At 34.5% G+C, this 23,250-nt stretch carries 27 protein-coding genes; 10 read left to right on the forward strand and 17 right to left on the reverse strand.

What is annotated here, in order from left to right:
• The first annotated feature begins 54 nt into the window (after nt 1-54).
• The 10 genes from phnC (at nt 55) to AC1RNS_RS01810 (ending at nt 7,168) form a co-directional block, all read left to right on the forward strand.
• Nucleotides 55-858, forward strand: a complete 804-nt coding sequence (phnC, locus tag AC1RNS_RS01765; RefSeq protein ID WP_492990326.1) for a phosphonate ABC transporter ATP-binding protein — start codon at nt 55-57, stop codon at nt 856-858.
• Nucleotides 815-1,630 (forward strand): phosphonate ABC transporter, permease protein PhnE, encoded by an 816-nt coding sequence (phnE, locus tag AC1RNS_RS01770; RefSeq protein WP_492990327.1) that lies wholly within the window; start codon nt 815-817, stop codon nt 1,628-1,630. The genes phnC and phnE (AC1RNS_RS01770) overlap by 44 nt, the downstream gene beginning before the upstream one ends.
• A gap of 10 nt (nt 1,631-1,640) precedes the next feature.
• Nucleotides 1,641-2,447 (forward strand): phosphonate ABC transporter, permease protein PhnE, encoded by an 807-nt coding sequence (phnE, locus tag AC1RNS_RS01775; RefSeq protein WP_492990329.1) that lies wholly within the window; start codon nt 1,641-1,643, stop codon nt 2,445-2,447.
• Between the two features lie 170 nt (nt 2,448-2,617).
• Nucleotides 2,618-3,352, forward strand: a complete 735-nt coding sequence (locus AC1RNS_RS01780; RefSeq protein WP_492990330.1) for a hypothetical protein — start codon at nt 2,618-2,620, stop codon at nt 3,350-3,352.
• Between the two features lie 229 nt (nt 3,353-3,581).
• Nucleotides 3,582-3,722, forward strand: coding sequence for a hypothetical protein (locus AC1RNS_RS01785; RefSeq protein WP_492990331.1), 141 nt, complete (start codon nt 3,582-3,584; stop codon nt 3,720-3,722).
• A gap of 450 nt (nt 3,723-4,172) precedes the next feature.
• Complete coding sequence (locus tag AC1RNS_RS01790) at nt 4,173-4,511, forward strand: hypothetical protein (protein ID WP_492990333.1); 339 nt, start codon at nt 4,173-4,175, stop codon at nt 4,509-4,511.
• A gap of 822 nt (nt 4,512-5,333) precedes the next feature.
• Nucleotides 5,334-5,681 carry a hypothetical protein gene (locus tag AC1RNS_RS01795; protein ID WP_492990334.1) on the forward strand — a complete coding sequence of 116 codons (348 nt, stop codon included), beginning with the start codon at nt 5,334-5,336 and terminating at the stop codon, nt 5,679-5,681.
• Between the two features lie 181 nt (nt 5,682-5,862).
• Nucleotides 5,863-6,042, forward strand: coding sequence for a hypothetical protein (locus tag AC1RNS_RS01800; protein ID WP_492990335.1), 180 nt, complete (start codon nt 5,863-5,865; stop codon nt 6,040-6,042).
• 145 nt (nt 6,043-6,187) lie between these two features.
• Nucleotides 6,188-6,811 (forward strand): DJ-1/PfpI family protein, encoded by a 624-nt coding sequence (locus AC1RNS_RS01805; RefSeq protein WP_492990336.1) that lies wholly within the window; start codon nt 6,188-6,190, stop codon nt 6,809-6,811.
• A 123-nt stretch (nt 6,812-6,934) separates the two neighbouring features.
• The gene (locus tag AC1RNS_RS01810) at nt 6,935-7,168 is read left to right on the forward strand and encodes a DUF3953 domain-containing protein (protein WP_492990337.1); all 234 of its coding nucleotides are present in this window, start codon (nt 6,935-6,937) and stop codon (nt 7,166-7,168) included.
• A gap of 158 nt (nt 7,169-7,326) precedes the next feature.
• On the opposite strand, the gene AC1RNS_RS01815 is transcribed toward AC1RNS_RS01810, so the two are convergent.
• The 17 genes from AC1RNS_RS01815 to AC1RNS_RS01895 all read right to left on the reverse strand — a co-directional run bounded on the left by AC1RNS_RS01815 (nt 7,327) and on the right by AC1RNS_RS01895 (nt 23,239).
• Nucleotides 7,327-7,689: a hypothetical protein gene (locus tag AC1RNS_RS01815; RefSeq protein WP_492990338.1), complete on the reverse strand. Its 363-nt coding sequence runs from the start codon at nt 7,687-7,689 to the stop codon at nt 7,327-7,329.
• 66 nt (nt 7,690-7,755) lie between these two features.
• Nucleotides 7,756-8,412, reverse strand: a complete 657-nt coding sequence (locus AC1RNS_RS01820) for a M23 family metallopeptidase (RefSeq protein ID WP_492990340.1) — start codon at nt 8,410-8,412, stop codon at nt 7,756-7,758.
• 2 nt (nt 8,413-8,414) lie between these two features.
• Nucleotides 8,415-8,693: a phage holin gene (locus AC1RNS_RS01825; RefSeq protein WP_492990341.1), complete on the reverse strand. Its 279-nt coding sequence runs from the start codon at nt 8,691-8,693 to the stop codon at nt 8,415-8,417.
• Nucleotides 8,694-8,710: 17 nt separating this feature from the next.
• Nucleotides 8,711-9,121, reverse strand: a complete 411-nt coding sequence (locus AC1RNS_RS01830; protein ID WP_492990342.1) for a hypothetical protein — start codon at nt 9,119-9,121, stop codon at nt 8,711-8,713.
• A 69-nt stretch (nt 9,122-9,190) separates the two neighbouring features.
• Nucleotides 9,191-9,652 (reverse strand): hypothetical protein, encoded by a 462-nt coding sequence (locus AC1RNS_RS01835; protein WP_492990344.1) that lies wholly within the window; start codon nt 9,650-9,652, stop codon nt 9,191-9,193.
• A gap of 16 nt (nt 9,653-9,668) precedes the next feature.
• Nucleotides 9,669-11,570: a DNRLRE domain-containing protein gene (locus tag AC1RNS_RS01840; RefSeq protein ID WP_492990345.1), complete on the reverse strand. Its 1,902-nt coding sequence runs from the start codon at nt 11,568-11,570 to the stop codon at nt 9,669-9,671.
• A gap of 32 nt (nt 11,571-11,602) precedes the next feature.
• Complete coding sequence (locus AC1RNS_RS01845; RefSeq protein WP_492990346.1) at nt 11,603-13,921, reverse strand: LamG-like jellyroll fold domain-containing protein; 2,319 nt, start codon at nt 13,919-13,921, stop codon at nt 11,603-11,605.
• Between the two features lie 44 nt (nt 13,922-13,965).
• Nucleotides 13,966-15,357 (reverse strand): LamG-like jellyroll fold domain-containing protein, encoded by a 1,392-nt coding sequence (locus tag AC1RNS_RS01850; protein ID WP_492990348.1) that lies wholly within the window; start codon nt 15,355-15,357, stop codon nt 13,966-13,968.
• Nucleotides 15,358-16,269 carry a LamG-like jellyroll fold domain-containing protein gene (locus tag AC1RNS_RS01855; protein WP_492990350.1) on the reverse strand — a complete coding sequence of 304 codons (912 nt, stop codon included), beginning with the start codon at nt 16,267-16,269 and terminating at the stop codon, nt 15,358-15,360.
• A 51-nt stretch (nt 16,270-16,320) separates the two neighbouring features.
• On the reverse strand, nt 16,321-17,703 hold the full coding sequence (locus tag AC1RNS_RS01860) for a LamG-like jellyroll fold domain-containing protein (protein ID WP_492990352.1): 1,383 nt from the start codon (nt 17,701-17,703) through the stop codon (nt 16,321-16,323).
• Nucleotide 17,704: 1 nt separating this feature from the next.
• Nucleotides 17,705-18,940 (reverse strand): hypothetical protein, encoded by a 1,236-nt coding sequence (locus AC1RNS_RS01865; RefSeq protein WP_492990354.1) that lies wholly within the window; start codon nt 18,938-18,940, stop codon nt 17,705-17,707.
• Nucleotides 18,940-19,527, reverse strand: a complete 588-nt coding sequence (locus AC1RNS_RS01870; protein ID WP_492990356.1) for a hypothetical protein — start codon at nt 19,525-19,527, stop codon at nt 18,940-18,942. The genes AC1RNS_RS01865 and AC1RNS_RS01870 overlap by 1 nt, the downstream gene beginning before the upstream one ends.
• A 27-nt stretch (nt 19,528-19,554) precedes the next feature.
• Nucleotides 19,555-19,887 (reverse strand): hypothetical protein, encoded by a 333-nt coding sequence (locus tag AC1RNS_RS01875; protein WP_492990358.1) that lies wholly within the window; start codon nt 19,885-19,887, stop codon nt 19,555-19,557.
• A gap of 23 nt (nt 19,888-19,910) precedes the next feature.
• Entirely contained in the window at nt 19,911-20,507 is a 597-nt protein-coding gene (locus AC1RNS_RS01880; RefSeq protein ID WP_492990360.1) for a hypothetical protein, read from the reverse strand.
• Nucleotides 20,508-20,587: 80 nt separating this feature from the next.
• On the reverse strand, nt 20,588-21,316 hold the full coding sequence (locus AC1RNS_RS01885) for a hypothetical protein (RefSeq protein WP_492990362.1): 729 nt from the start codon (nt 21,314-21,316) through the stop codon (nt 20,588-20,590).
• 246 nt (nt 21,317-21,562) lie between these two features.
• Entirely contained in the window at nt 21,563-22,726 is a 1,164-nt protein-coding gene (locus AC1RNS_RS01890; RefSeq protein WP_492990364.1) for a hypothetical protein, read from the reverse strand.
• Nucleotides 22,727-22,753: 27 nt separating this feature from the next.
• Nucleotides 22,754-23,239: a PAAR domain-containing protein gene (locus AC1RNS_RS01895; RefSeq protein ID WP_492990366.1), complete on the reverse strand. Its 486-nt coding sequence runs from the start codon at nt 23,237-23,239 to the stop codon at nt 22,754-22,756.
• Nucleotides 23,240-23,250 lie beyond the last annotated feature (11 nt).

Consider the following 23,250-nt stretch of genomic DNA (forward strand, 5'->3'; position numbering starts at 1 on the left):
ATTCTTAATTTTTAGCCTATGATGCAATTCCTCTATCATAAAAGGAGCGTTACTATGATTGAGTTTAAAGAGGTAGAAAAAAGATACCCCAATGGCTTTCTTGCATTGAATCACATTAACCTTAAGATTGAGCAGGGGGAGTTCGTAGCGATTATCGGTTTGTCAGGCGCAGGGAAATCAACACTATTGCGCTGTATTAATAAAATGCACGATATCTCTGGGGGAACTTTGCGGGTAAATACTATTAATGTGGGTCAGTTAAAGGGCAGGGAGGTACGAAATCTGCGCCGAAATATTGGTATGATATTTCAATCCTTTAATTTGGTAACACGTGTATCCGTTTTGAAAAATGTCCTTGTTTCCTTTGTTCCTAATATGCCACTTTGGCGAAAAATCTTTGGTGTTTTTACAAGAAAAGAGAAGCTCCAGGCATTAATGGCTCTGGATCAAGTAGGGATTTTAGAGAAGGCCTATGTACGAGTAGATCAGTTATCCGGCGGTCAGCAGCAGCGCGTAGCCTTGGCACGTACACTTGCTCAAAATCCCCAAATTATTTTAGCGGATGAGCCTGTCGCATCATTGGACCCTGTGACAGCTAAGCAAGTGATGGAAGATTTTAAACGTATTAATCAAGAATTAAACATGACAATTTTAATTAATATACATCACGTTGATTTGGCATTGGCTTATGCTACTCGTGTTATTGGTGTAAGGAACGGAGAAATCGTTTTTGATGGGAGAGCGGATGAAATCAATGAGGAGACGCTTGCTTTTATTTATAATGATACGAAAGTGGGGAGAGGTGTAAATCATCATGCAATGGAAGCTACTATTGCCGCAAAAAATAGTATTGCCTAATGGTAAGGAAGTGCTGGAAAAGCGCTCCATCATGCCACTAATATGGCTTATCCTCTTTGCTTTAACATTGCTTTCTATGCGTATTACAGGCTTTAGTCTAGAAGTCTTGAGGGATCGAATTGATCAGTTTTTCGTGATTGTACAGCAGATGGTACCACCTAATTGGGGATATGTAGCGAGGCTATGGCAGCCGTTATTCGATACTATTAAAATGTCATTGCTTGGCTCTGTAGCAGGTGCTATTTGTGCCTTACCTATTGCTATGCTTGCTGCAGCGAATATTACTAAAAATAAATGGATTGCGATGTTAAGCAAATTTGTGTTGAGCTTACTTCGCACATTACCAACACTAATCATTGCGCTGATTGCAACATTCATATTTGGGCTTGGAACGATGGCTGGTACTATTGCCATCTTTTTATTCACAATTGCATATGTCGGAAAGCTTTTATATGAACAAATTGAAAATGTTGATATGGGGGCATTTGAGGCTACGCAGGCAATGGGATTGCCAACCATTCAGGCATTTCGCTATGCCATTTTGCCGCAGATTCTCCCGAACTACATATCGACATCATTATTTTGCTTTGAAGGAAATGTCCGCTATGCATCCATTCTAGGGTATGTCGGTGCTGGTGGAATTGGTTTGCTTCTTAATGAAAGCTTGGGGTGGAGAAGCTATGCAAATGTAGGCATGATTTTACTAATGCTTGTTTGTACTGTTTTTATCATTGAATCAACTAGTGAATATTTCCGTAAGAGATTAATGTAGGGGTGAAGCTATGAATGCCATCGAAAAGCAATTACAAGTACAACCGAATCGACGTATGTCATACTTTCTAACCCTTTTGATTGTAGGTTTGCTATTTATATGGTCGATATCAACGATACATGCTGACTCGATATCTAACAATGGGGCAACAATTGCAAAAAATATATTACTAGGGCTACTGCAGCTAGATTGGACATTATTATTTAATGCAACTACAGGTGGGGTTCCTTATTTATTAATTGAAACAATGGCCATTGCCTTTCTTGGTACGATTGTAGGAGCATTTCTAGCTATTCCATTGGCCTTCTTATCAGCCTCGAATATAGTCCCCAAGCCAATTGCATTTGTGGTGCGTTTACTATTAATCGTTATACGTACCATTCCTGCGATTGTTTATGGTCTTATGTTTATTCGAGTTACAGGTCAAGGGCCATTTGCTGGTGTGCTTACGATGTCGTTAACATCCATAGGCATGCTGTCCAAGCTATATGTTGATGTGATAGAGGATTTGGATAAGAGTATATTAGAATCGATGGAAGCTCTAGGCTGTACGCTGATGGAGAAGATTCGTTATGGTATATGGCCACAATTGACGGCTTTATTTTTATCGATTGTCATCTATCGCTTTGATATGAATTTACGTGATGCAACCGTACTTGGCTTAGTAGGAGCTGGAGGAATAGGCGCACCCCTTATTTTTGCAATGAATGCATATAAATGGTCTGAGGTAGGAGCTATTTTAGTAGGATTAATTTTACTTATTTTAATGGTGGAATATGCGTCAAACCGTATGAGAACTAAGCTTGTCAAAGGATAAGCCAAGCAGGTTCTTATTATATAAAATCCTGAATAGTATCAACTATTCGGGATTTTTAACATTGTTCAAAAGAAGGATTTTCAAATATTAAAAGTTTTTTACTTGAAAAAATACCGTATTCGATTTATTGTCTTTAGAGATACTTGTTAAATGGACTTGGAGGATATGGAATGCACGGAATTTATATACGCTATAATGTCTCAGAAGAAACCCCAGCAGCAAAATGGCCCAAAAAAATGGATGCATTTGCGTATGTTCAACGAGAAAAACCACAACAAGACAATGACAACTTGCTGTCGATGGAAGAGCTAAAGAGCCATGCCATTCGCTATATTAAAAGCTTAAAAGACAATGCAAGTGTCCATTTAGTAGAGCAACGCAATGGCGAAATTGAGCACTTTGATCGACGCTATATGGAATCGTTAAAGCTTAAGGAAAGCATTGATTCACAGCTGATCAATCTTGAAGAAATCCGTTTACTATTGCAATTGATGAATGTCCTTAATCTATCACATGGTTTCGGCGAAAATGCAGGGAAGCTACTACGTCAAATTACCCCATATGCAAAAGAGGTAGAGCACCCAACATTCCAAACAACTCGTGTCGAGCGTCATTTTTACTCAGAATTAATTGAGCAAATAGAAGCGATCTATGCACGAATTATGCGTCAGCACAACCCATCCACGACTGAAATGCAGCAATCAGAAAAGCTTTGGTCAGCCGTTTGTGAGCAAGCAATTGAAAAGTTGGAGGCACGAATTGAACGTCTGTCCTCTATCAAGCTCAAGCATGAAAAAAATCTGCTAGAGTTTAGTCAATTAAAGCAGCAAAACATCGAGGCAAAGGAACGCCTTGATCTTGCAGTCAATGAACTTGATGCTATTTTAAATGTACTAGAATCATAAAGGCTTTGTTAATGTCTAGATCAAGCGGTTTGAGTGGGGTAGCTAGCCCCACTTTTACCTTCATACACAAAAAAAGCATCACTCCATGAGAGTAGATGCTTTTTTCTGTGATTGTGTGGCCGTATGAAATTTAAGAACGCCCTCAAGGAAACTTTGACGGGTAATATTAACATGCTACAATAAATAAGCAGCATCTAGCTGACTCCTTTTTCGGAAGGAGGTGCACTACATGCCTAAGTTATCACGACAAGAAAAGAGTAAGGCAAAAAGAGAGAAACAGCGTGAAGAAAGACTAGCCATCTTTCGATACACAACAGATCTATTTCGTGTGTTAGATACTGTTTACCGTTTCTTTCGTATGATGCTGTAAAAAAGGAAGCGCCATTCAGTATTTTTTACTGGGTGTCGTTTTCCTTTGGGTAAAATAAAAAACGCCCAAGAGCCACTTGAGCGTTTGCACTACATGCGATTCTCACGACAAGAATCTTACTAACATTATAGTAACCTCAACAGGCGAAACCGTCAAGGCTTTAACAGTATACGTAATGTTTGAAGACGTTATTCATACAAAAAGTACCTATTTAATTTTATGAATGGGTGCTTTTTGTGATTACTATTAGATGCAGTGGAAGGGGCTGATCAATCAAAGTATATTTCAAAAATTGTGTATTACGGGGTTAAAGCACTGTCCTTAAAACAAAAGTGTGGGTAACTACAGCGAAGACGATGAAATATAAACTAGCATTATTTTTATTGTCAGAAATAAAAGGAAATTCTCTCCTTTTATCGAATTGAAGTAGGTGGAAAAAGGAGAGGTTTTATGCAAAGAGAACAGCTTAAACAAAGAATATTAAGAGAACCATCTAAATTTATTTCATATTTAAAAGAATTAATTAGTGAGAATAGATTTGACGATGGTGAAGCGTTAGAAATATCGTTGCTTGTCATAAAAAATGGACCTGAAAGTTTATCGGATCAACAATGGTATGTCTTTTTGGAGAATGGTATTTTACGTGATAAGTATGTAGATAAATGTGAAAGATGTTCTGAACATATTCCTTGGTCAAATATGTACAGTTCTATATTTATAAATAAAGATTACCTTTGTGCTAACTGTAGTTATTTTGAAAATAAAGTTACCTTTAACAATTATTTTTGAGGGTTAACTTATGTACCTAGAATGGGGCTCGGTCAGAACTCAATTAATTTGTAAAATAGCGAAAATGGATAATAGCTGTTTCGTTGTACTGAATTAAGAAATTCTTCTTGAATCAAAAAAATGTTAACTGAAATACAATCGATCTAACATTTTTTTTAATTGTTCCTGACTCTTTATTTATGTATATAGTTGATTAACAAAAAAATTGAAGTAATTAGCCCAATCTCATGCATTCCTATACACATGCTCGCCAGTAAACCCTAGTCTAGCCCCAATTTAATTCATTTTTATGTTTTATTTTGCTTAGTTTAAAATCACAAAGTATTGTATAGTTTATAGGTTTTTTTGATATTGCATGCATTCATTTCACATTAAATGCTCTTGAATCATAATAACCTTAACAAGGCCTGTATAATGCGGTTTGAGTGTGGTTAGCTATTTTCAATGTGATATAAAGATAAAAGAAAAAGCTGCAGCGTTGGAAGACGCTACAGCCCAGAATTGATTATGCCCTTTGAAGTGCAGAAATATTTTATCATGTAGCGTTAATATATAGCAATCAAAAAGAATTTACAGAACAACAAAAAATTAGAGATTAGCTCATAACTCAAACATTCCTGTACCGCGCAAGCTACGCCGCATAAAAAAAGTATGGTTAATTTAGTAAAATATAAACGGAAATCAAAATCCATTAAGTTAGCGGAAATGTGGCTAAGATGAATGACTGAGTGGTAATTTTAGACGAATACTAAGAGAATAATTGTATAGATGTTTTACGAGAATGATATTTAAAAAAATCCTAAAATAATAGGAGAGTCGAATGTGAAAATCACTAACATTGAATATCCAACTGCATTATCACAAATAACTGATATTAAAGATGATAACATTGATATTTTTGTAAAGCTAGATGATGGTTTTTCCTACACACTAGTTGTATGTACCCCAAAAAATCTTGAGACATTGATGGAAAAAGAGGAGCTTGAATATCTTCCAGCTATGCCTCCTATGATAATTGTTAAAGAACTTATGGAAATAAATATTAGCAGAGCATTGGATACTTATCTTGAAAATAATGCATATTGGTTAAAGTTATATTATTTATCAGGAGAATTTGATTCAGAAACATTACAAAATACATTGCTAAAAAATAACTCTGACAATGCATAAATCTATAAAATATACAATTTGAAAGTAGGTGTAAAAGATAGATTTTCCATCTTTTAAAAATGCAATTCATGAAGACTTAGTATTTCATAAAGTGAAAGGGTCCAGTAGAGTTATTAGAGTTGATGAGAAAGGAATTTGCTATTCTATTGGGCAGATAGGTAACTATAAAAAAGTAAGCTATGTGGAATTAGAAGCTGCTTTCTATGAATTACAAAATAATAATAAAATCACTCGAAAATGGTATGAAGAAACATTTCCAAAACAAGCAAAATCAGCACCTTGTAACTTTACAACAATTGGTGGTTTGTTACTACACTTTAGGCTTGCCATCCACAATGGTAAAGGTATTTATTCAAAATAAATACCTTTAAGAGGCGTTATAAAGGTTCTAATCTGTTTCTGTTTTGAGGTGAAGTTGGAAGGATAGGGTGGATAACGTTATACAATTGACAGCTAGTTCGAGTATCCTTGAGTAGTGAGATAATGGAAATTGAGGGGGGATAAAAATGAGAAAGAGAAAAGTTGGCATTTTGATATATGACTATGTTGATATATTAGATTTTTCAGGTCCTGCAGAGGTTTTGTCATTAACCTCGAATAGTAAGGCGGAGCAGGCTTTAACTCTTTATAAAAAAGACTTGTTACCAACAAGACCATTTGAAGTATTTTTAATAACGGAGAATGGGGAGTCAGTTAAAACTCATTCAGGGATAAAAGTGATTCCTGACTATACGATTAATAATCATCCTGATTTAGATATCTTAATAATCCCTGGTGGTCCTTTAAGGGCTGTTCAATCTATTAGTAAGAATAAAAAAATTCAAGATTGGATAATTAAACATAAAAATATTGAATACATATGCTCAGTTTGTACAGGGGCAATTATTTTAGGAGAAACAGGATTGTTAAATGGTAAAAGAGGAACGACTCATCATTTAGCATTAAAAATACTACAAGAAAATTATCCAGATATTCAGGTGATTTCTGAAGATAAGGTTATACAGGACAGTAACATCATCACTTCTGGAGGTGTTTCTTCAGGAATAAATATGGCGCTTTATCTTGTGGGGAAAACGATTGGAGAATCAGCAGCTGAAAGAACTGCTACTACGATTGAATTTGCATTATAAATGGTTTTTTCAAAAACAATGAAGGCTGTTTTTTATCATTTTATTAATTAAATAAACGGTATGTAAAGGTTTCCCTCTCGGTATTATGACTAAATACTAGTTAACAGAAGGAGGAGTGAAAGTATGCTGAAAATTTTGCACATTATTTTTACAATCATTGTAATATCACTCGCTGCATATGGACTTATTACTCACGATTATCAGCTGAATTTCTTAATGATATTCTTCTTAGGTTTACTCATGTTAATATTAGGAATTAGGGAATTTCTGCAAAAGAGAAAAGTTTATGGTTGGTTATTAATTGGGGTATTTTTATTTTCAGTATATGTGTCAATTCAAAGTTTTGTACTGATTTAGAAAAAGCATGTCCACCGAATAAAGTAAGTCGGTGACATGCTTAATGATGGATAGAATCGCCAAAGTGACGGATAGAAAGATTGGAACGATGGATAGAACAGCTCAAGTGGTGGATAGAATTATCAAAATGACGGTTAACGCTTTAAATTCTGCGGCTATTACTTTTGTTCCAACTTAGATTGGCGATAGATACGAAGTAAATCCAGTCCTAGTAATAGTACGATGATATAAAATATAGGGCTGTTGAAGGATAGGCCAAACTCAGATTTGCCGCCAAGCAATGTTAAGATAATCCAAAGTCCTACGGTATACAATGTTACGCTAACATACGCTTTCTTAGATAGCCTTTTATATTGCCCCTTATCCAACGTGATTTGTACAATGACCAAAATCACTAAAATAAGCAGAATTATTTTTTTGCTTAGTACTGCAGCTAATGTGGTATCTGGGAAAAAATCATTGACGAAGAGTAGGGTGAAAAATACAAGAATACAAAAATTTAAAATGGTTGAAAGCCTCATGCAAAATCTCCTTAGTTGCCAGTATTCCTTTCATTGTATCATGGTTTTACTGGCGGAGAGAAATTATTAGTTGGACTCATGATATCGTTTGAGCATTGTTGCAAATTGCTCACGTGTTACAAAATTTTGAGGGTTCGAGCCATCAGTAATACCTTGGCATTGTAGCCAATCCCATGCGGCCTTATGCGTTTCAGTGGCTTTACGCGTTGGAATAATAGCTTGTTTTGTTTGCAAAGCGTTTTCCAGCTCTTTTATTTTATTTAGCAATTCATTGTATTGTGACATGGTTAGCTCTCCTTTAGCTTCATTCGTTAATGTTATGTATTTCATAGGATCAACGGCATTTGGTTGTCCCGTTTGCCAAAGACCATTATGTATTTCGAAGTGTAAATGAACACCAAATGCGCGTCCTGTATTTCCCATAATTCCGATTTGCTGCCCCTGCTTCACCTTTTGTCCTACTTGAACGCAGGAAGAATCTAAATGAGCATAATTTGTTTCATATGTTTTGCCATGGATTGTATGCTTAATCATCACAACATTTCCATAGCTGCTTAATGCCTGTGCTCGCGTAATAATGCCAGCAGCACTAGCAAAAATTGGAACCTTTCCTGTTGAAGCTAAATCGATGCCTTGGTGCCATTCCTTCCCAAAGCCGATATTTCGCCAACCAAATTTACTAGTTAAGCGAGCATTCTTCACAGGACTCATAAAATCGACCATTATCACTCATCTCGTTTCGGTTTATTATAGGTTAATGCTCTTGAGGAATCACTTAGGTTAGCTGTTGTAGGATCAAGAATGGCATTATATGTACTAACGACTATTAATGCTAAAACATATGGATTGGAAACTGCATCCATAATTAATGTCCACACACTTTGCCAAGTAGTTAAATCCGCTCCGGTAATGCCATAATAGGCAAAGAGGGGAGTGATTACGGATAATCCTACCGTAATCCAAAATTGAGGATTGCGAATGCGAACCTTCCAATTAATTTTCATCAGGCATCATTCCTTTCTTATAAGCCAAATAATTTTAAAATAAAAGCACCAATAATAATTGTAGGAAGAAGTATCCACCAATGCAGATATTGTTTAATGATGTCACCAATGGAGATATAATCCTTCTCAGATTCCTGCTTTAGATCTTCCTCAATACTATCCACACGTTGACCAATCCCTTTAACATCCTCCTGTAATTCAACCTGGGTCATATTTAATTTCGTAAGATTGATATTAATATTATTAAAGGTTTTATCCATTCGATGTAATTGAATTTGCTGATGCTTATTCATCTCCTGCTGCTGTTCGGATACTAATGTTAAGCGATATAATAATTCATGATTACCTTCTAATTTTGAAATTCGGTTCTCTTGATTCTTAATTTCAACCTCAGCACTGGCTAATCGTTCACCTAGTTTTTCTTGCAATGTAATCACCAACTTTTAAAAATAAATAAAGGATAGGCGCATATTTTCTACACCTACCTTTTTTAAAAATTATTGTGTAATCTCTGGCTGCTTTAGTAATGGAATGTCCTCAAATATTTCGCAAAATCTATCATACATAGTTGCTTTTTTACCTGTAAATTCTAAATCGCAATTTAATATAATTTCCTGTAATGTTTGAAGTATGTCAGCTTTGTCAGCTGTTTCCTCGATAATAAAGTCTTCGTTTAAAAGAGCTAAAATTTGCTTTTGAATTTCCTTCTCAGAATCATCAGTAAATATAGGAACCTCCATTTCCTTGCCATCCACTTGCTCTAAATTATACAAAACTTCTCCATGATCATCTTTCTCAGCATAGTCTGATATTAGTTGTTGTCTTTCAAGGTTAATTAGATTTAATTGGTCCTCTAAAAGTTTTAAAAATCTAGTTCGCATACGTGATTCTTTGCCTTTTAAAATTAAATTAAATAAAAATGAATATAGTTCACCAATCTCGTAATTTTTAATAATCATAAAAATTCTCCTTCTTTTACATAATAAATGCGTATCCTGAAACGCCACCATTAACCACAATAATAGCTTGGATATTGTTCACCATAAAAATACGCGGCTCAATGGTTGTTAAAATCCTTGATTCATCCCATGTAGGAATGGTAATTTCACTCCAAATAGCAGGCTTAGAGATAATAAGTTTAGCGTCCATATTGCTGGTTGCCTTAATATCTATAGCCGTTTCTAAATCATCAGCTTGATGAACCATTATTTCAGTCGCTATAATGGAAGTGTAGGCACTAAATATTTCAATCAGTTTATCATCGTTATCATATCTTTGGACGGTTATCTCAGCAGGTATTAGAGGAATACTGGCCATTATTTCCGATGCAATATCATTCTTTACATATGCTTCAATTTCAACATCAATATCGTTTGAATATTTAACAAAAATTTCACTCTGTATTTTACTTTTACTTACTGTTATGACAGTGTATAAATTTTCTTGATCAGCTATCCGTGATGTAATTTCTGCTTTAATAATATCTTTTGACACAATAATAACTGTATTAATCTCATTGAGATAAATATCATTTGCTTCGATAACGGCTAATAGAATACTGTCATCATAATACGGAATAATAATTTCAACAGGAATATCCGGTTTAGATACACAAATGTCTGTTAGGAGGGTATTACTTTCACTTTTTCTCACAGTTATTTCAGCAGGTACGTCTGGTTTATTTATGGTAATCTCTGCATTTGTTTTATCTACAAGAGGATTCCTAACACTTATTTCAGCTGGTGTATTACTCTCTAAAGGGATTGCTACAATTATTTCTACATTTACATACGCTTTATTCACTGTAATGTCGGTGAGTATATCCGCAGCTAATGGAACTTCTTTTCTATGTACATATATTTCAGTATCTTGTTTCCAAAAATCAAATACTGAATCAACGGTAATTTCGGTGTTTTTATCTGAATTTTGTCTCTTGAAGATAAAAATTTCTGTAAGATGTTGGCTTTTCCCAATACTGAAAATTCTAGAATCGTAATAATTAATAAGTAATTCTGGAGGCTGTGAGGATTCTCTAGTTTTAAAGATCACTTGTCCATTGGAGGTTTCATTTGATAGACGAACTATAAAGCCATTATTAGCTAACTTTAATGATGTCCAATCCTTTACAATAGGATATACATTAAATTCAACGTAGCCTGCTGTTGCATTTACTGTATATTGATCTGTTATTAGCTTAATAGGTGTAGGTCTATTTAAGTGAGTAATATCAGTTTCTGCCCACGGCTTATTGGCATTATAAAGCTCTAACTGAATGTCATTCGGGATAGATCCACTAAAATATAAACGAAGTTTAGCATCCGTTAAAATATAGGATGGATGGATAGAATGTAAATCAAATTGCACGAATGATCGCCAAATATCATCATCGCTTCGTCCGACAACCATAGAGGTATATTCACCGTAATTAATGGATTGAAAATCTGCTTTCTCTCGAGTAAAGGCATCTTGTGTAGGATGAAATAAATCAGTGACAATAGGAGGCTGTTGCACTTCATAAATAGCTACCATCCGATTATGAGGGCGTATGTCAATTTCCGCTTTAACAAAATTGTGGATATAAGGCTGTATTTCTGCTAAAACATGTGAATTTCCACGATAAACGATAGAAATTAAAGTTTCTTTTTCATTTGCACCAATTGCTCGAGGAATGATTTCTGTGCTTAAATCAGCGTCTTCGAATTGTTTAACGATCAGGTTAGCTAATAGATCTGAATAGTCGACTGCAAACAATTTATACTTTGCTTGAAAGCGATTATGTGGCTTTATTTCAGTCTCAGCATTAATAAAAGAAGTATCCGTAATTGGTGAAATGGCAATTTCCTGTTTTTTTTGATTGGAAGATATATTGCTTTCCATAGTTTTCACTTCCTTATCACATTGTATTGTGATTAGGCTTTGTCTGCTCTCACGATAATGTCAAATGAACCGTTAGCGTCAGGCGTTACACCTAATTCAGTTTGTAATCGAATGAAGAATGACATTTCTTCGTTGTTCTGGAGTGTTCGATTTAGTTTTAACTCAGGGTAGGGGGTAAATGGGGCTAAGCTTTCACTAAACTCTATCTTCATTCCAGTAGGGAAGTTAGATGTGTTGGCAAACAAGTGAATATTTTTAACATCGTAGCCATATTGATTTTTTAGAATTACTTCATGCTCAACAGTGGTCTGCCCAGCGACAATAATTCCAAAGTCAAGATACTTTAAAACCTCACCAATTTCATTTGAATAATACTTACCATAAACATCTTTGAACACGAGTCCTGAGTAAGTTCCAATAAACGTAGTTTGCCAATAATCTGTTGTGCCAAAGGAATCCTGAAACTCTATTTTCAAGGTATTCCAATCATCAATTTTTATATGTTTACTAGCGATTGAGAGGCTAATATTTTGTGGAGATGCTGCTAATTTTGTAAAGCTGCCGTCTGCTGGATAATAATAAGCATCATTTAATAGCATACGATATTGAACGTGTGTAAGATCTTCGTCACTTAGAATACCTTTAAGCGTATTGCCAACTAAAGAAATATCAATCTTAGCTGTTGTATTTAAAAGATAGAAGCTTGCCTTTTCCAAAGTATTAGTATGTCTAGGAAGATAGTCTTCATATGAAACATTATCAACAATTGAGATAATAGTATCGCGTGGATTATCCTTTAGGAACACGCCAATATTTAAATATGGCTTAGCCCAAGTTCTCCATTGTTTATCGGTGATTTTATTCATGTCTGTGAATTTCATACCATTCTTTAGGATGGCTTCCTCACTTGAAATGTCTGCTATAATAAATGATTGGGTTGAAGCATCCCACACATACCAGCTAGAGATAGTTTCATCTGTAATAAAATAACGAGCTTGATCTCGGTAGGATTGGGAAATATCTGCTGCGAAAACATCATCTAAATAACCATAGAGCCGCTTAGGATTCACTAATTTAATAAATTGAGGTTTAGGTACTGCTTTCATTTCAAGCACTCTTTTAGCAGTATCAGGAGCTTCATCTGTCCATGTAACTATGTCAAAATCACCCTCTAACTCATCTAGAGGTGACCAATTTGCTTCAAGGATTAAATCAGCACTCGTCACAGCTTCATCATCTGTATAATAAAGAACCTCCACACTATCACCAAATTCATCATAAATATCAAATGGCTCAGTAGTCGTTGATACGATAATATCATCCGTTGTTTCTGTATAAGCCACTACAGTAGGTAGCTCGCCGATATAGTCATAGACACTAAATGGCTCCACACCTGTTTCCACGATGATTTGTGAAGCGTCTGAATCAGTGTAGTATATAACCTGAGGTGTATCACCTAGTAAATCTTGTGCAGTGAAGTCCTCCTTGTTCAACACGACAGAAGCGAATTGTTTGTCCTCAAAATCAGACCACATAGCAATTGATTTGTTTCCTGATAGCTCTTGCCATTGGGTTTCTGTGATATGGTCTAGGTTGTTCATACCGTATTTGATGAAGTCTTTTTCTGTGTTTGTTGTTGTTTGCCAAGAAGTGCCGTCATGGTATTTGTATTGTGAGTTGTGTTGGATTAGGTGTTTATCAGGGATAGGGGAGATTATTCTGTCATAAATTTCTATTTGGTCTAATTGTCCATTAAAGTACCTATTTAGCGTAGAATTATCTCTACCGATTCTTAGGTTACTATGATATGGATTTACTTCAATTGATTTAGCGGTTCCGTAAGTAATAAAACTATCATCTATTATGATTCTTGCTCCATCTGTATTGATAGTGCCATCCCAAGTAAAGACTATCTTGTGCCAACTACCATCTGATAAATCAACTAGATTATTAGTGATAATAAGTCTTTCGTCCCCTGCTGAAGTACCCCTCAAGAGGTATACTGTTATACCATTTGATATATTGTAATCTATACGAATTGCATGATTGTTACTATTGTATCCCGAACACATGATAGATGTAGTTGTAGAGTTATTGCTAATATTTGTTTTTATTTTAAAAACTATACTTTTTGCACCGATGGGAATAACTCTTTCATTAAAATCAATATACTGATTACTACCATTAAATGACATAGCATAACCTTCACCATTCCAACCTGTTACACGAGTAGGGGTATTAATTAATGTTCCTGTATATCCACCTATAGAATCCATAGCATTACCACTGGTTTCATCAAATCCGATAAAGGCTTTACCATATTTAATTAAATTATCTTTACTATTAGCCATTGTATTGACCTCCAATATTTTTCCATATTAAAAGGACAGCTAATTTAATAGTTGTCCTCAATCATTGCTGTTTTAAAATGACTACCAATAGGAATAGTAAACAATCTACCTTTCCCTAATGGTGTTCTGTTATTAGTCACAATTTCATATTCAGTTGTAGTTTTAGTGAAATCAATTGGTGTGCTATCAACTGCTGAATCAATCTCTTTTATCACTCCACCTTGAGCTAACATCATGTATTCTACTGTATTAGGAATCTCTTTTACACGAGCTGTGTTAGTAGATAAAACAAGGTTTTTATTGTCTGTTGTTTTGACTGCTAACCGTTTTTGAGTGAAATCAGAAGGGGATAGGGCTTTATTGTAGATTTGTAAATCATCAATTTGACCATTTAAAAATCTTCCTGCTTGTGCTACTAAGTCATTTCTGTTCAATAGATTTAGACTACCATGATAAGAGCTACTTCCTGTAGATATAGTTTTATACTCTTTGTTTCTATCTATTACATATATTGTGAAAATACCTTGACCTCTTGATATTAAAATATCGTGCCATTGATTGTCAGCTATCAATAAGCCATCATCTACTGTATTAAAATAGTCAGACCACGCTGTTGCACTTGTATTAGTAGAAATCCCTGCTCCTATATAGCCATCACCATATATATTGACAAAAAGACCTCTCAAATCTGAACTGCTTGTAAAGGTATTAAAAAAATACTGTCCACCTGTGGCAGTATTAGGAAGGCATTTTATTTTAAATCTTATACTAAAATCATTAGATGGAATTACAGGGGCATTGAATTTAACAATTTGATTTACACCTGTAGCTCCAAGAGCAGAACCTTCATTATTCCATCCTTGAGTTCTTGTTGCACCTGTGACAGTACCAACATACCCATTACCTAACTTATCATAAGTATTTCCACTTGTTTCATCGAAGCCAAACCATGCTACACCATGACTTTTCAGTGGTTCTGGATAATCTGTTTCAAAATAATCAGGTCTGACTAAATATCCATTGCTATCAATATCTATAGCATCAAATCTTATATACTTTGATGTATCAGATGATTTTTCTATAATTACTTTATGAACTCCATTGATTAAACCAGTTTTCTCGTAGTTTAGTATTTGATAAGTATCTACTCCCGAAGAAGACCCTTGTTGAGAGAATGTTTCAGTCTGTCCATCTATCGTTATCTTAATGTTATTATCTCCATTTGGGAATGTTTGACCTAATATTCTAAGTTCTGTTCCCTTGAAGCAAAATTCAAGACTGACTCCTAGTTCGTTCGAATAATGTTGAGAACCATTCCATATACCAACAGCACCATTTATAAACCAATTTCCATTGTAAACTATGAAGCCATTACTATCATCATACCTTTTCCATCCGTTTTCAGGAGAAGGTAGTGTTTGTCCAATAGTTGCCATCTATTTCACCTCTCTTATATTTAAGTTATCAATTCTACCAATATCGTGTGTAAACACTTTACCACTCACATTATTGACAGGGTTTTCATTGACATAATTAATCTTATCAAAATGTACATTTAATTGAATCTCTTTACCTTGTTCAATGCCATGTAAAATCATGTTTTCTATTGAGCTGTTTGGTAGATGGATTAGAGTGTTATCTGATAGGGAGTAGTAGCTATTTGTTGTTGAATTTTTTATAGTAAAACTATTAAATATGGCAAGCTCTTTATCCCAAGACCATGAACTTCCAACAATACTATAAGACAATTTAGATACCAACTCTACAACACTATTGTTATTATTCATATTGTCCATATTGTAATAAGCAATTTTATTGCCAATTATCCCTTTTTTTGAAAGTGCTTCATCTACAGTAATTTTCCCTTCCCAAATAGAAATATCATCAATATTACCGTTAAAATGTTGACCATTATGAATTGTAGTAGAAATATTATAACCTCTTGAAATAAAGAATCTAGTATTGTTTACAGTCATATTTGCTGTGTTAACTGCTCCTGTAATTAGACTTATTGATTGTTGCTCACCATCAATCCATAGTTCATCAGTTGCAGTATCGCCAGTAAAAATAGCCAAAATATGATGAATTTTATTGTCCAAAATTTTTGATACATCACTAATCCCTCTAATATCTGCGCCCCATGTATTAAAACCAAAGCCTTTAACAGTATCGTTTATCAAATATAGATTATATTTACCCTCATTAAAACCCAATACTGTATGCCAACTATTTGCGGAAGAAATATCTCCTTTAATGAAAAAAGAAACAGTTACCATATTACTAGGAGAGATAATAGCTCCTCCTTCAATATAAGAACCTGCTTTAAAATTTATAGAGTTTTTGCTCATTCTTTCACCTCGTTTATTGTAAATAGTTGTAGTTAAAACAAAAACTCAGCATCAATTAAATCCAATGCTGAGTGGTTTTCTATCTAATTGAGTTGTCCAAAGACCTTCTTCGTTTTCTGAGACAGTATCTTGTAAAATGTAGTATTTACTTAATTGAATTATTTCTAAATTATCTATTCTACTTGCACCATACTTAATAAAATTTTGTTCGCTGTGGTTAGGAATTTCAGATATTGAATTTACATTCAAGAACTCTAGTAGTGCAACGAATACATACTTACCTCCATTAACAGTTGTAATATTAAGTCTATAATAGCTATAATAGTTAGGATTTTTAATCATAAATAATCTTGTTTCATTAGCACTCCAATTTGTTTCATCAAATACTTCACTTATATCAACAAAATTAATTCCATCATTCGAACCTTGCATGGTAAAATTCTTTGGAGAAGCAGTAATGTAGTCTTTACTATTATCTATAAAGGCTCTTGAAGTTATCTTAAAAGCATTGAACATTTTCTTTGAGCCAAAGTATAGTTGTAGCCATCCACTTGTTTGATTTAATAATGAAGCCCAAATGTCGTAAGCATCTGTTGTACTATTCGAGTCATTAAATGCTTTATAGGCTAAATTTCCAGTTTTTGCCACACTACTAGCGCTTGCAACCATTGGGGAAGGAGAAGTATTAGAGGTCATTTTTGTTTTATATACTGTTTCTTTTGGTTGTAATGAATAAGTTTTTTCATTCGATAAAAGTAAGATTTTATTTGCTATAGGGTCAATAACTTCATTGTATATTTCAAATTCATCCAACTGTCCTATGAAATAATTTGCAGAAGGATAACTTGTACCATCATAATATCTACCTACTATAGAATTAAATCTTTGTGTAGTTGTTTCCGTTGCGAGTGCTATTGTCGTTGCATGGGGAGCTTTCATATCATCAACATATAGCTTAACTCCATTTATATTAGTAGTTCCATCCCATGTAATTAATATATCGTGCCATTTTCCATCACATATGTTGATTTTTGATGCAATGGTAAATCTAGCTGTACCCGAAGTTCCTTTGTCACTTTGCAAAGAAATAGAGCCATCAATGCTACTAATAGCAATAGTTGAACCATGATAGCCACTATTTATTGAATCACAATAAATAATCTGACTAGCAGAAGGTATACTATCTTTCTTTACTTTAAATCTAATACTCTTTTTTCCTAATGGCATTATCTTACTAGAAAAAGTAACATAACTATTTCCATTAAAGCTTAATGCTTTTCCACTAACTCCTTCTACTCTAGCAACATTGGTATTAACACCAAAATTTCTACCTTTTGAGTCAAATATATCTTCATTTACTTCATCAAATGTAAACCAAGCGACACCTGATTTTTTCATTTCTCGCTCTACCACATATTTGTTGTAAACAGTCATACTATTTCACCTCTACTTTCACACTTCTAATATCGAAATATTTCTTCAAGTCGATAGACTTACTAAATACTTTTCCTACATCTCCAACACCTAAAATCTCAATTTTATTAGTCATTGGCATAGGTTCTAATTCTGTCACTGTACGGTCAAGTAGGGGAGATAGATTGTCCATACCTTGTTCTATAAACTGAGTTGAGTTTGGTAGAGAGGATGATACTGTTGTAATCTTTATAGATTCTGCTTGAATTTCAGGAGAAATAATATCTCTTTTATATACTTGTAATTGTTTTATCCATGAGTTAATTTTAGAACCTATTGATGGGCGTGTGACAAGTCTGAAGGCTTTTGCTTCTTTGTTGACAAGTAAATCATAATGATTAAGTGTTTGACTCATCAATTGTTCTCTCTTTGTATCAATTGTTGACCATGTACCATTTGTTCCATTGGTTGTGTCATTCGAAATTTGTAAATCCCAACCGTAGGTATCTCCAATATTTACAGGGTATATTGCATATGAAAAAATATTTTGAGGATTGGTAAAAATATATCCTATAAACTCTCCGTCTGTCTTATAGTTTACTGTTGCCCATGTGTAAGTATTGTCAGCATTACTACCATTAAACACTCGCCACGGTTCTCTCCCTGATACACTAAATGAACTTGCAAAGGCTAATCCACTAGGTGCAGTATAAGATGTCATATTTGGCACTAATCCTACTTTAGCTCCTAATACTTGAGGTGAATATGGAATAGCAGGTGTTACTTTTTTATACTCACCATCATGTAAAATAAGTGTTTTATTTACTTCTGCGTTCTCCAAAAACCACTCTGAATCTATTCTTCCACCAGTACCGTATTCTATTCTGTATTTACCTTTAGGCAAATTTGAAATAGATTTTTCCCATTGTTTTTCTGTAATAGCTGTTAACTTTTGAGGGTAATTTATAGTCACATCTTCATAAACAAGGGTTTGACTATTATATTTTTTTATTTTTAAAGAATTACATAAGTTATTCCATCCAGTAGTACCTGCTCTCCATATGTGAAAATTATTAAAAACTTCGAATTCCACATATTCATTTCCTCCTGCCCAATACATTACATTAGCAGTATTCCATTCATTTACTGCTGAACCATTAAATAAACCCTTTGCTTGAGAACCTTGAGAGCCTAAGCCACCTATGAAATTATAATTAGCTTCTAACATATATTGATTTGGTCTTATTGAACCTGCCATTATTTACTCACCACCATCAAACTATCAATTCTTACCCACTCATCACGAGTAATTTTCTTTCTATGAACACTTCCTGTATCAGACCATGATGAATCTAATGTCATATCATCTTGATATTCACGTTTTAATCTAAGACTATTTGAAGCTTCAACAAACTCGTTGATTTCAAAGTCTGAGTTTGAGATTTTAAAAACATCCGTCACAAATCCTGCAAACAAGTCAATTTTGACCTGAATATACTGTTTTGTATCAGACTGTATTGTTCCATCAACCGCAATTGCAGTCCATTCAGACCAATCCATGCTATTAGCTGAAGTTCTTGTTGATATTGTGAATGTGCTAGCACCATTGGTAGTGTGAGTTGTAACAACCTTTTCAAAATCCAGAAATTTATCTTCCAGATTAATTACTTTAGAAATCCATGTACCTTCTTCTGCATAGATAGGATTTCCGCTTCCATCAACATCCACTTGAGCTAATCGTAAAAGTCCTGTGACTTCGTCAATTTCCGTATTTCGATGTGTGCCTGAAACACCAAAAGACAATCCAATCTCTTTCCGCTCTAGATTACCTCCTACTATTGCCATAGAGTATGCTCCTTTCTTGATTATTGATTAAATATGTATAATACTGTCATCTAATCTATCGCCTTTATCAATAGACTCAATTCCACCTAAGAAAGTGATAAAGCTGCCATTTGCAAAAGTGAATGTATCCTTCATAAAGAGGACGATAAACTTCCTGTTTTTATCAGCTTTCAGTTCGCCTAGTTTTGCATCTAGACCTTTATTATTAAAAATGCTAATTAACTTTTCAAGCGAGTAAATGCCAGGATCTAATGTATAGCTATGCTCAGTGGATGATTCAAATAGTGATAGTTTGTTATTATTGGTGTTTATATCAATAAGTTCATTTTTATCGGGAAGCTGTAACCAAAATCTTCTCATAACCATACTCCTTTCTTATCTAGTTATTTAATGATCCAATTGATCTGTCCTGCACGATTTTCTTCTAATGGTGCATAAAATCGTTCTACTTCAATGCCCCTTGATTTAAAGATTAAGTATCCATTCATGGCTTTGTTAGAGGTTATTTTCACTTCAATAAAAGCACTCTGACTAAAAGGCAGTGCAACGATGGGCTGAAAGAATAGTTGGACATCATCTTGCTGATAAATGGTTTTATAGCCAAAATTAATGGATTTTAAGTTAGAGCGTTGTTGGCCCTGCACATTACTGAAATCTGTGAAGGCTTCTTTATATGTAATAAGGTCTTTGTTTGCAAAATTTGTTGTTAAAGTATATACTTTTCCATTTTCATCTTCATAACTGATTTCGATTTTTCTGCCGTGTAGGTAAAAAGATCCATCCACCATTTCGAAGAAAAATTTCATTCCTTGACCAAACAAACCGAAACGAATAACCTGTTTTTTCTGTACTAAATAAAAGTCATTTTTTTTATGCGTAAGCAGATCATACTCAGCGTAGTTTTTTCCATTTGCGTAATCAGCATTCCAATTAAACGGAAGACCGATTGCTTGTATATTTTTTTCCTCAGTAAATAGCATGCTATCCATCCCTTCATTGTATTGAAGTTTTTATAAAAAAAGGGAAGGGGATAGACCCCTGCCCTCTAAACCTGACAAGATTAGACGTAGCGGTATGATACGCGTTGTACTAAAGAATTTTTCCCTGCTGACGCTGTCATTGGTACTTCTGCATAGACCGTAATTTGAACGAAGTTACCACCTGCTAATTGTGCGTTTGAGCCATCTGCCTTCGTGTCATTTGCTAATCCTAAGATTTCTTTAGCATTCGGTGTTTTCTCTATTTTTACTGTTAGGTATTCTATTCCAGCATCTACAAAAGTATTTCCATCAACTTTTCCCCAAGCAGGTTCTTGATCTGATGTTGTGCCAGCATTTATAACTTTATAAATAAAACCATTGGCAGTAGTGGGCTTAACATAAGCACCTAAAGTAAATGTTTTTTCCTTCGACCATACCTGAGCAGTAGCAGCATTTTTATTAGTTGTAGTGCCAGTAGTTCCTAAATCCTTAAGGCCTGTTGGATTTTGTGTGCCTCCGCCTTTACCAACTTCTGTCCAGCCACTTTCACCTAACGAATCAACCTTTACTCTAAACCAGTTATCTTTAACGGCTTCTACGTTTGTACCACCATCTCGATCTCGTGTTGTAAATGTGACTTCCTCCATTTTAGGGCAATCCTCTTGCTGCCCTCTGTTATTCCAAATAAAGAATGTTTTTTGGGGGGAGGGTGAGCTTGCATCCACAGTTCCATAATTTACTGTATAGTCTACTTTCTTTGAAAATTCATTTGTGCCTTCATACCAAGATACGATTGGAGTGTTATTCATTAAAAATTCCTTCTTTCGTCATTAGTTTTTTTGTATCAATTTCGCCTTGGCGTAATTGCGTCTGGATTTTGAATTGTGGCCGCACAATTCATTCCTTTGAAAATCCGCGACATCCGCCGGAGGCTTTATCTTCATTCAGTAGGTGTTTGGACACCCACTGAAAAGGAGAACCAAAACCGCATTCATCTCACTACCTGTAGAGGTGGAGTCTTCTGGTGAATGAAGATAAAAAAACTCTCTAAGCCATTACATGTTTAAAGAGTCGTTTAACATGATTTTTACATTGACTGATAAATTTTGAGCATCAACAGAAAAGGAGGGGATATGTAGTCTAAAAATATCGCCCTTTTGTACCTTTATTTCGGTAATTGTATGAGCTTTATTATCAAAATAGCTTCCCGCAGCAATCATTAACGGATTATCTGTTATATCAATCCAATTATTAAAATCTGTTGATTTTTGAATGTGAATTGGCGTTGGTTGTGAGCCTTTAAAAGATACGGAAGCTTTTATCTCTGTAATTTCTCCATCCCAATCAAATACAATATGTGGATCCTGGTTGCCTTGTAAAATGTCCTTTGGAATAATAAATACCATCGTTTTTTCATTCACAAATTGGGTCAATTCATTAAGCTTAATGTAATGCTCCTTTGACATTAATCCATTTATTACTTCATTTGCTAAAGGAACATTGCCGCCTAAAGCATCAATAGGAACCCATTCTTTTCCATTCCATCTATAGCGTATCCCTGTATCAAATACTTGTGTTGTCCACCCAATTTCAGGATAAGGGAATTTTTTCACAATATCATCGTATGTATGGACATAGGGCTGATAAATTAAAACTGTTGTTTCATAAGCATCTTTTACTAACTCTGTAGCATCATTAGCTTTTTGTGTAGCAAGTAAAGCTTGATCAGTAGCATGATTGGAATTATTAATGGCAATGACAAGACGATTTAAATATTCCTGGTAATTCTCTGTTCGATCAATTAATTCTTGGACTTGAGATTTACTTTTTTCAATGATTTCATGTAAGGTCTCGGTGGAATCTGTACTATCATAATGAACAATACGAGAGGATGGATAGAGGATTAGACCTCTTCCTTTATAAACAACAGATACGGTCTCCGCTTCTCGTGATGCATGAAAATACACAAAACCATTTGTATAATCTACATAAAATTCATTTTTATCGAGATTCTTCTTAATAAAAACTTCATAGTTAATTTCAAACATATCTGTAATTCGTACTCGATAAAGCTCATCAGGAATTTCTAATAAAAAAACACGTTGGTTCACAATACGAGCAATATCGAGTCTATCAATAAATGGATCATTTGGCGTTCCTTTTCTCCAAACAATGTGAATCGGATTATTGAAATCTAAATAATTAATAGGGAGTGACAATTTTTCACCTTCTTTCTTAACGGTTTATTAATTTGAAATCACATTACTGGAGCCTTCATCTACAATAGTTTTCGAACCTGCATGGGTTAAAACTGGATCATTTTGTCTAGCAAGTGATTTACCATTGACAAAAACTGTAGGGCTTCCTGCCGAAATGGAGCCATTTGCACTTGTATGATTGCCGCTTTCAATAGTCCAGCCGCTAGGAATTGTATATGTATCTTTTTCTAATGTTTTGGCTCCTGAGAAAGCAACTGCCTTACCATTAACAAAAACATTTGCGCTTCCTTCATTGATTTCGCCATCAATTGTCGCAGGAATATCATTATATGCGTAAGGGGAGGAGGGGGGAGTTAACACACCATAACATCTTCCTCCATACCAATAACCTGAATAATACTCACCATCCATATAACCAGGTTCACAAGTTAATTCATTTGGTTTTTTAATTCTTATATGATTGGATGCACTAATAGATTGTATTTTATTACCTTTTACAGCTACTCCAGACATGTTTCTCCCTC

The sequence above is a fragment of the Lysinibacillus sp. GW821-FHT14F06 genome (assembly GCF_058803665.1).

Excerpts from the sequence above, each read along its gene's own strand:
- phnC (WP_492990326.1), top strand. The coding sequence starts at position 55 with ATGATTGAGTTTAAAGAGGTAGAAAAAAGATACCCCAATGGCTTTCTT.
- phnE (WP_492990327.1), top strand. The coding sequence starts at position 815 with ATGCAATGGAAGCTACTATTGCCGCAAAAAATAGTATTGCCTAATGGT.
- phnE (WP_492990329.1), top strand. The coding sequence starts at position 1,641 with ATGAATGCCATCGAAAAGCAATTACAAGTACAACCGAATCGACGTATG.
- AC1RNS_RS01780 (WP_492990330.1), top strand. The coding sequence starts at position 2,618 with ATGCACGGAATTTATATACGCTATAATGTCTCAGAAGAAACCCCAGCA.
- AC1RNS_RS01785 (WP_492990331.1), top strand. The coding sequence starts at position 3,582 with ATGCCTAAGTTATCACGACAAGAAAAGAGTAAGGCAAAAAGAGAGAAA.
- AC1RNS_RS01790 (WP_492990333.1), top strand. The coding sequence starts at position 4,173 with ATGCAAAGAGAACAGCTTAAACAAAGAATATTAAGAGAACCATCTAAA.
- AC1RNS_RS01805 (WP_492990336.1), top strand. The coding sequence starts at position 6,188 with ATGAGAAAGAGAAAAGTTGGCATTTTGATATATGACTATGTTGATATA.
- AC1RNS_RS01810 (WP_492990337.1), top strand. The coding sequence starts at position 6,935 with ATGCTGAAAATTTTGCACATTATTTTTACAATCATTGTAATATCACTC.
- AC1RNS_RS01815 (WP_492990338.1), bottom strand. The coding sequence starts at position 7,689 with ATGAGGCTTTCAACCATTTTAAATTTTTGTATTCTTGTATTTTTCACC.
- AC1RNS_RS01820 (WP_492990340.1), bottom strand. The coding sequence starts at position 8,412 with ATGGTCGATTTTATGAGTCCTGTGAAGAATGCTCGCTTAACTAGTAAA.
- AC1RNS_RS01825 (WP_492990341.1), bottom strand. The coding sequence starts at position 8,693 with ATGAAAATTAATTGGAAGGTTCGCATTCGCAATCCTCAATTTTGGATT.
- AC1RNS_RS01835 (WP_492990344.1), bottom strand. The coding sequence starts at position 9,652 with ATGATTATTAAAAATTACGAGATTGGTGAACTATATTCATTTTTATTT.
- AC1RNS_RS01840 (WP_492990345.1), bottom strand. The coding sequence starts at position 11,570 with ATGGAAAGCAATATATCTTCCAATCAAAAAAAACAGGAAATTGCCATT.
- AC1RNS_RS01845 (WP_492990346.1), bottom strand. The coding sequence starts at position 13,921 with ATGGCTAATAGTAAAGATAATTTAATTAAATATGGTAAAGCCTTTATC.
- AC1RNS_RS01850 (WP_492990348.1), bottom strand. The coding sequence starts at position 15,357 with ATGGCAACTATTGGACAAACACTACCTTCTCCTGAAAACGGATGGAAA.
- AC1RNS_RS01855 (WP_492990350.1), bottom strand. The coding sequence starts at position 16,269 with ATGAGCAAAAACTCTATAAATTTTAAAGCAGGTTCTTATATTGAAGGA.
- AC1RNS_RS01860 (WP_492990352.1), bottom strand. The coding sequence starts at position 17,703 with ATGACTGTTTACAACAAATATGTGGTAGAGCGAGAAATGAAAAAATCA.
- AC1RNS_RS01865 (WP_492990354.1), bottom strand. The coding sequence starts at position 18,940 with ATGGCAGGTTCAATAAGACCAAATCAATATATGTTAGAAGCTAATTAT.
- AC1RNS_RS01870 (WP_492990356.1), bottom strand. The coding sequence starts at position 19,527 with ATGGCAATAGTAGGAGGTAATCTAGAGCGGAAAGAGATTGGATTGTCT.
- AC1RNS_RS01875 (WP_492990358.1), bottom strand. The coding sequence starts at position 19,887 with ATGAGAAGATTTTGGTTACAGCTTCCCGATAAAAATGAACTTATTGAT.
- AC1RNS_RS01880 (WP_492990360.1), bottom strand. The coding sequence starts at position 20,507 with ATGCTATTTACTGAGGAAAAAAATATACAAGCAATCGGTCTTCCGTTT.
- AC1RNS_RS01885 (WP_492990362.1), bottom strand. The coding sequence starts at position 21,316 with ATGAATAACACTCCAATCGTATCTTGGTATGAAGGCACAAATGAATTT.
- AC1RNS_RS01895 (WP_492990366.1), bottom strand. The coding sequence starts at position 23,239 with ATGTCTGGAGTAGCTGTAAAAGGTAATAAAATACAATCTATTAGTGCA.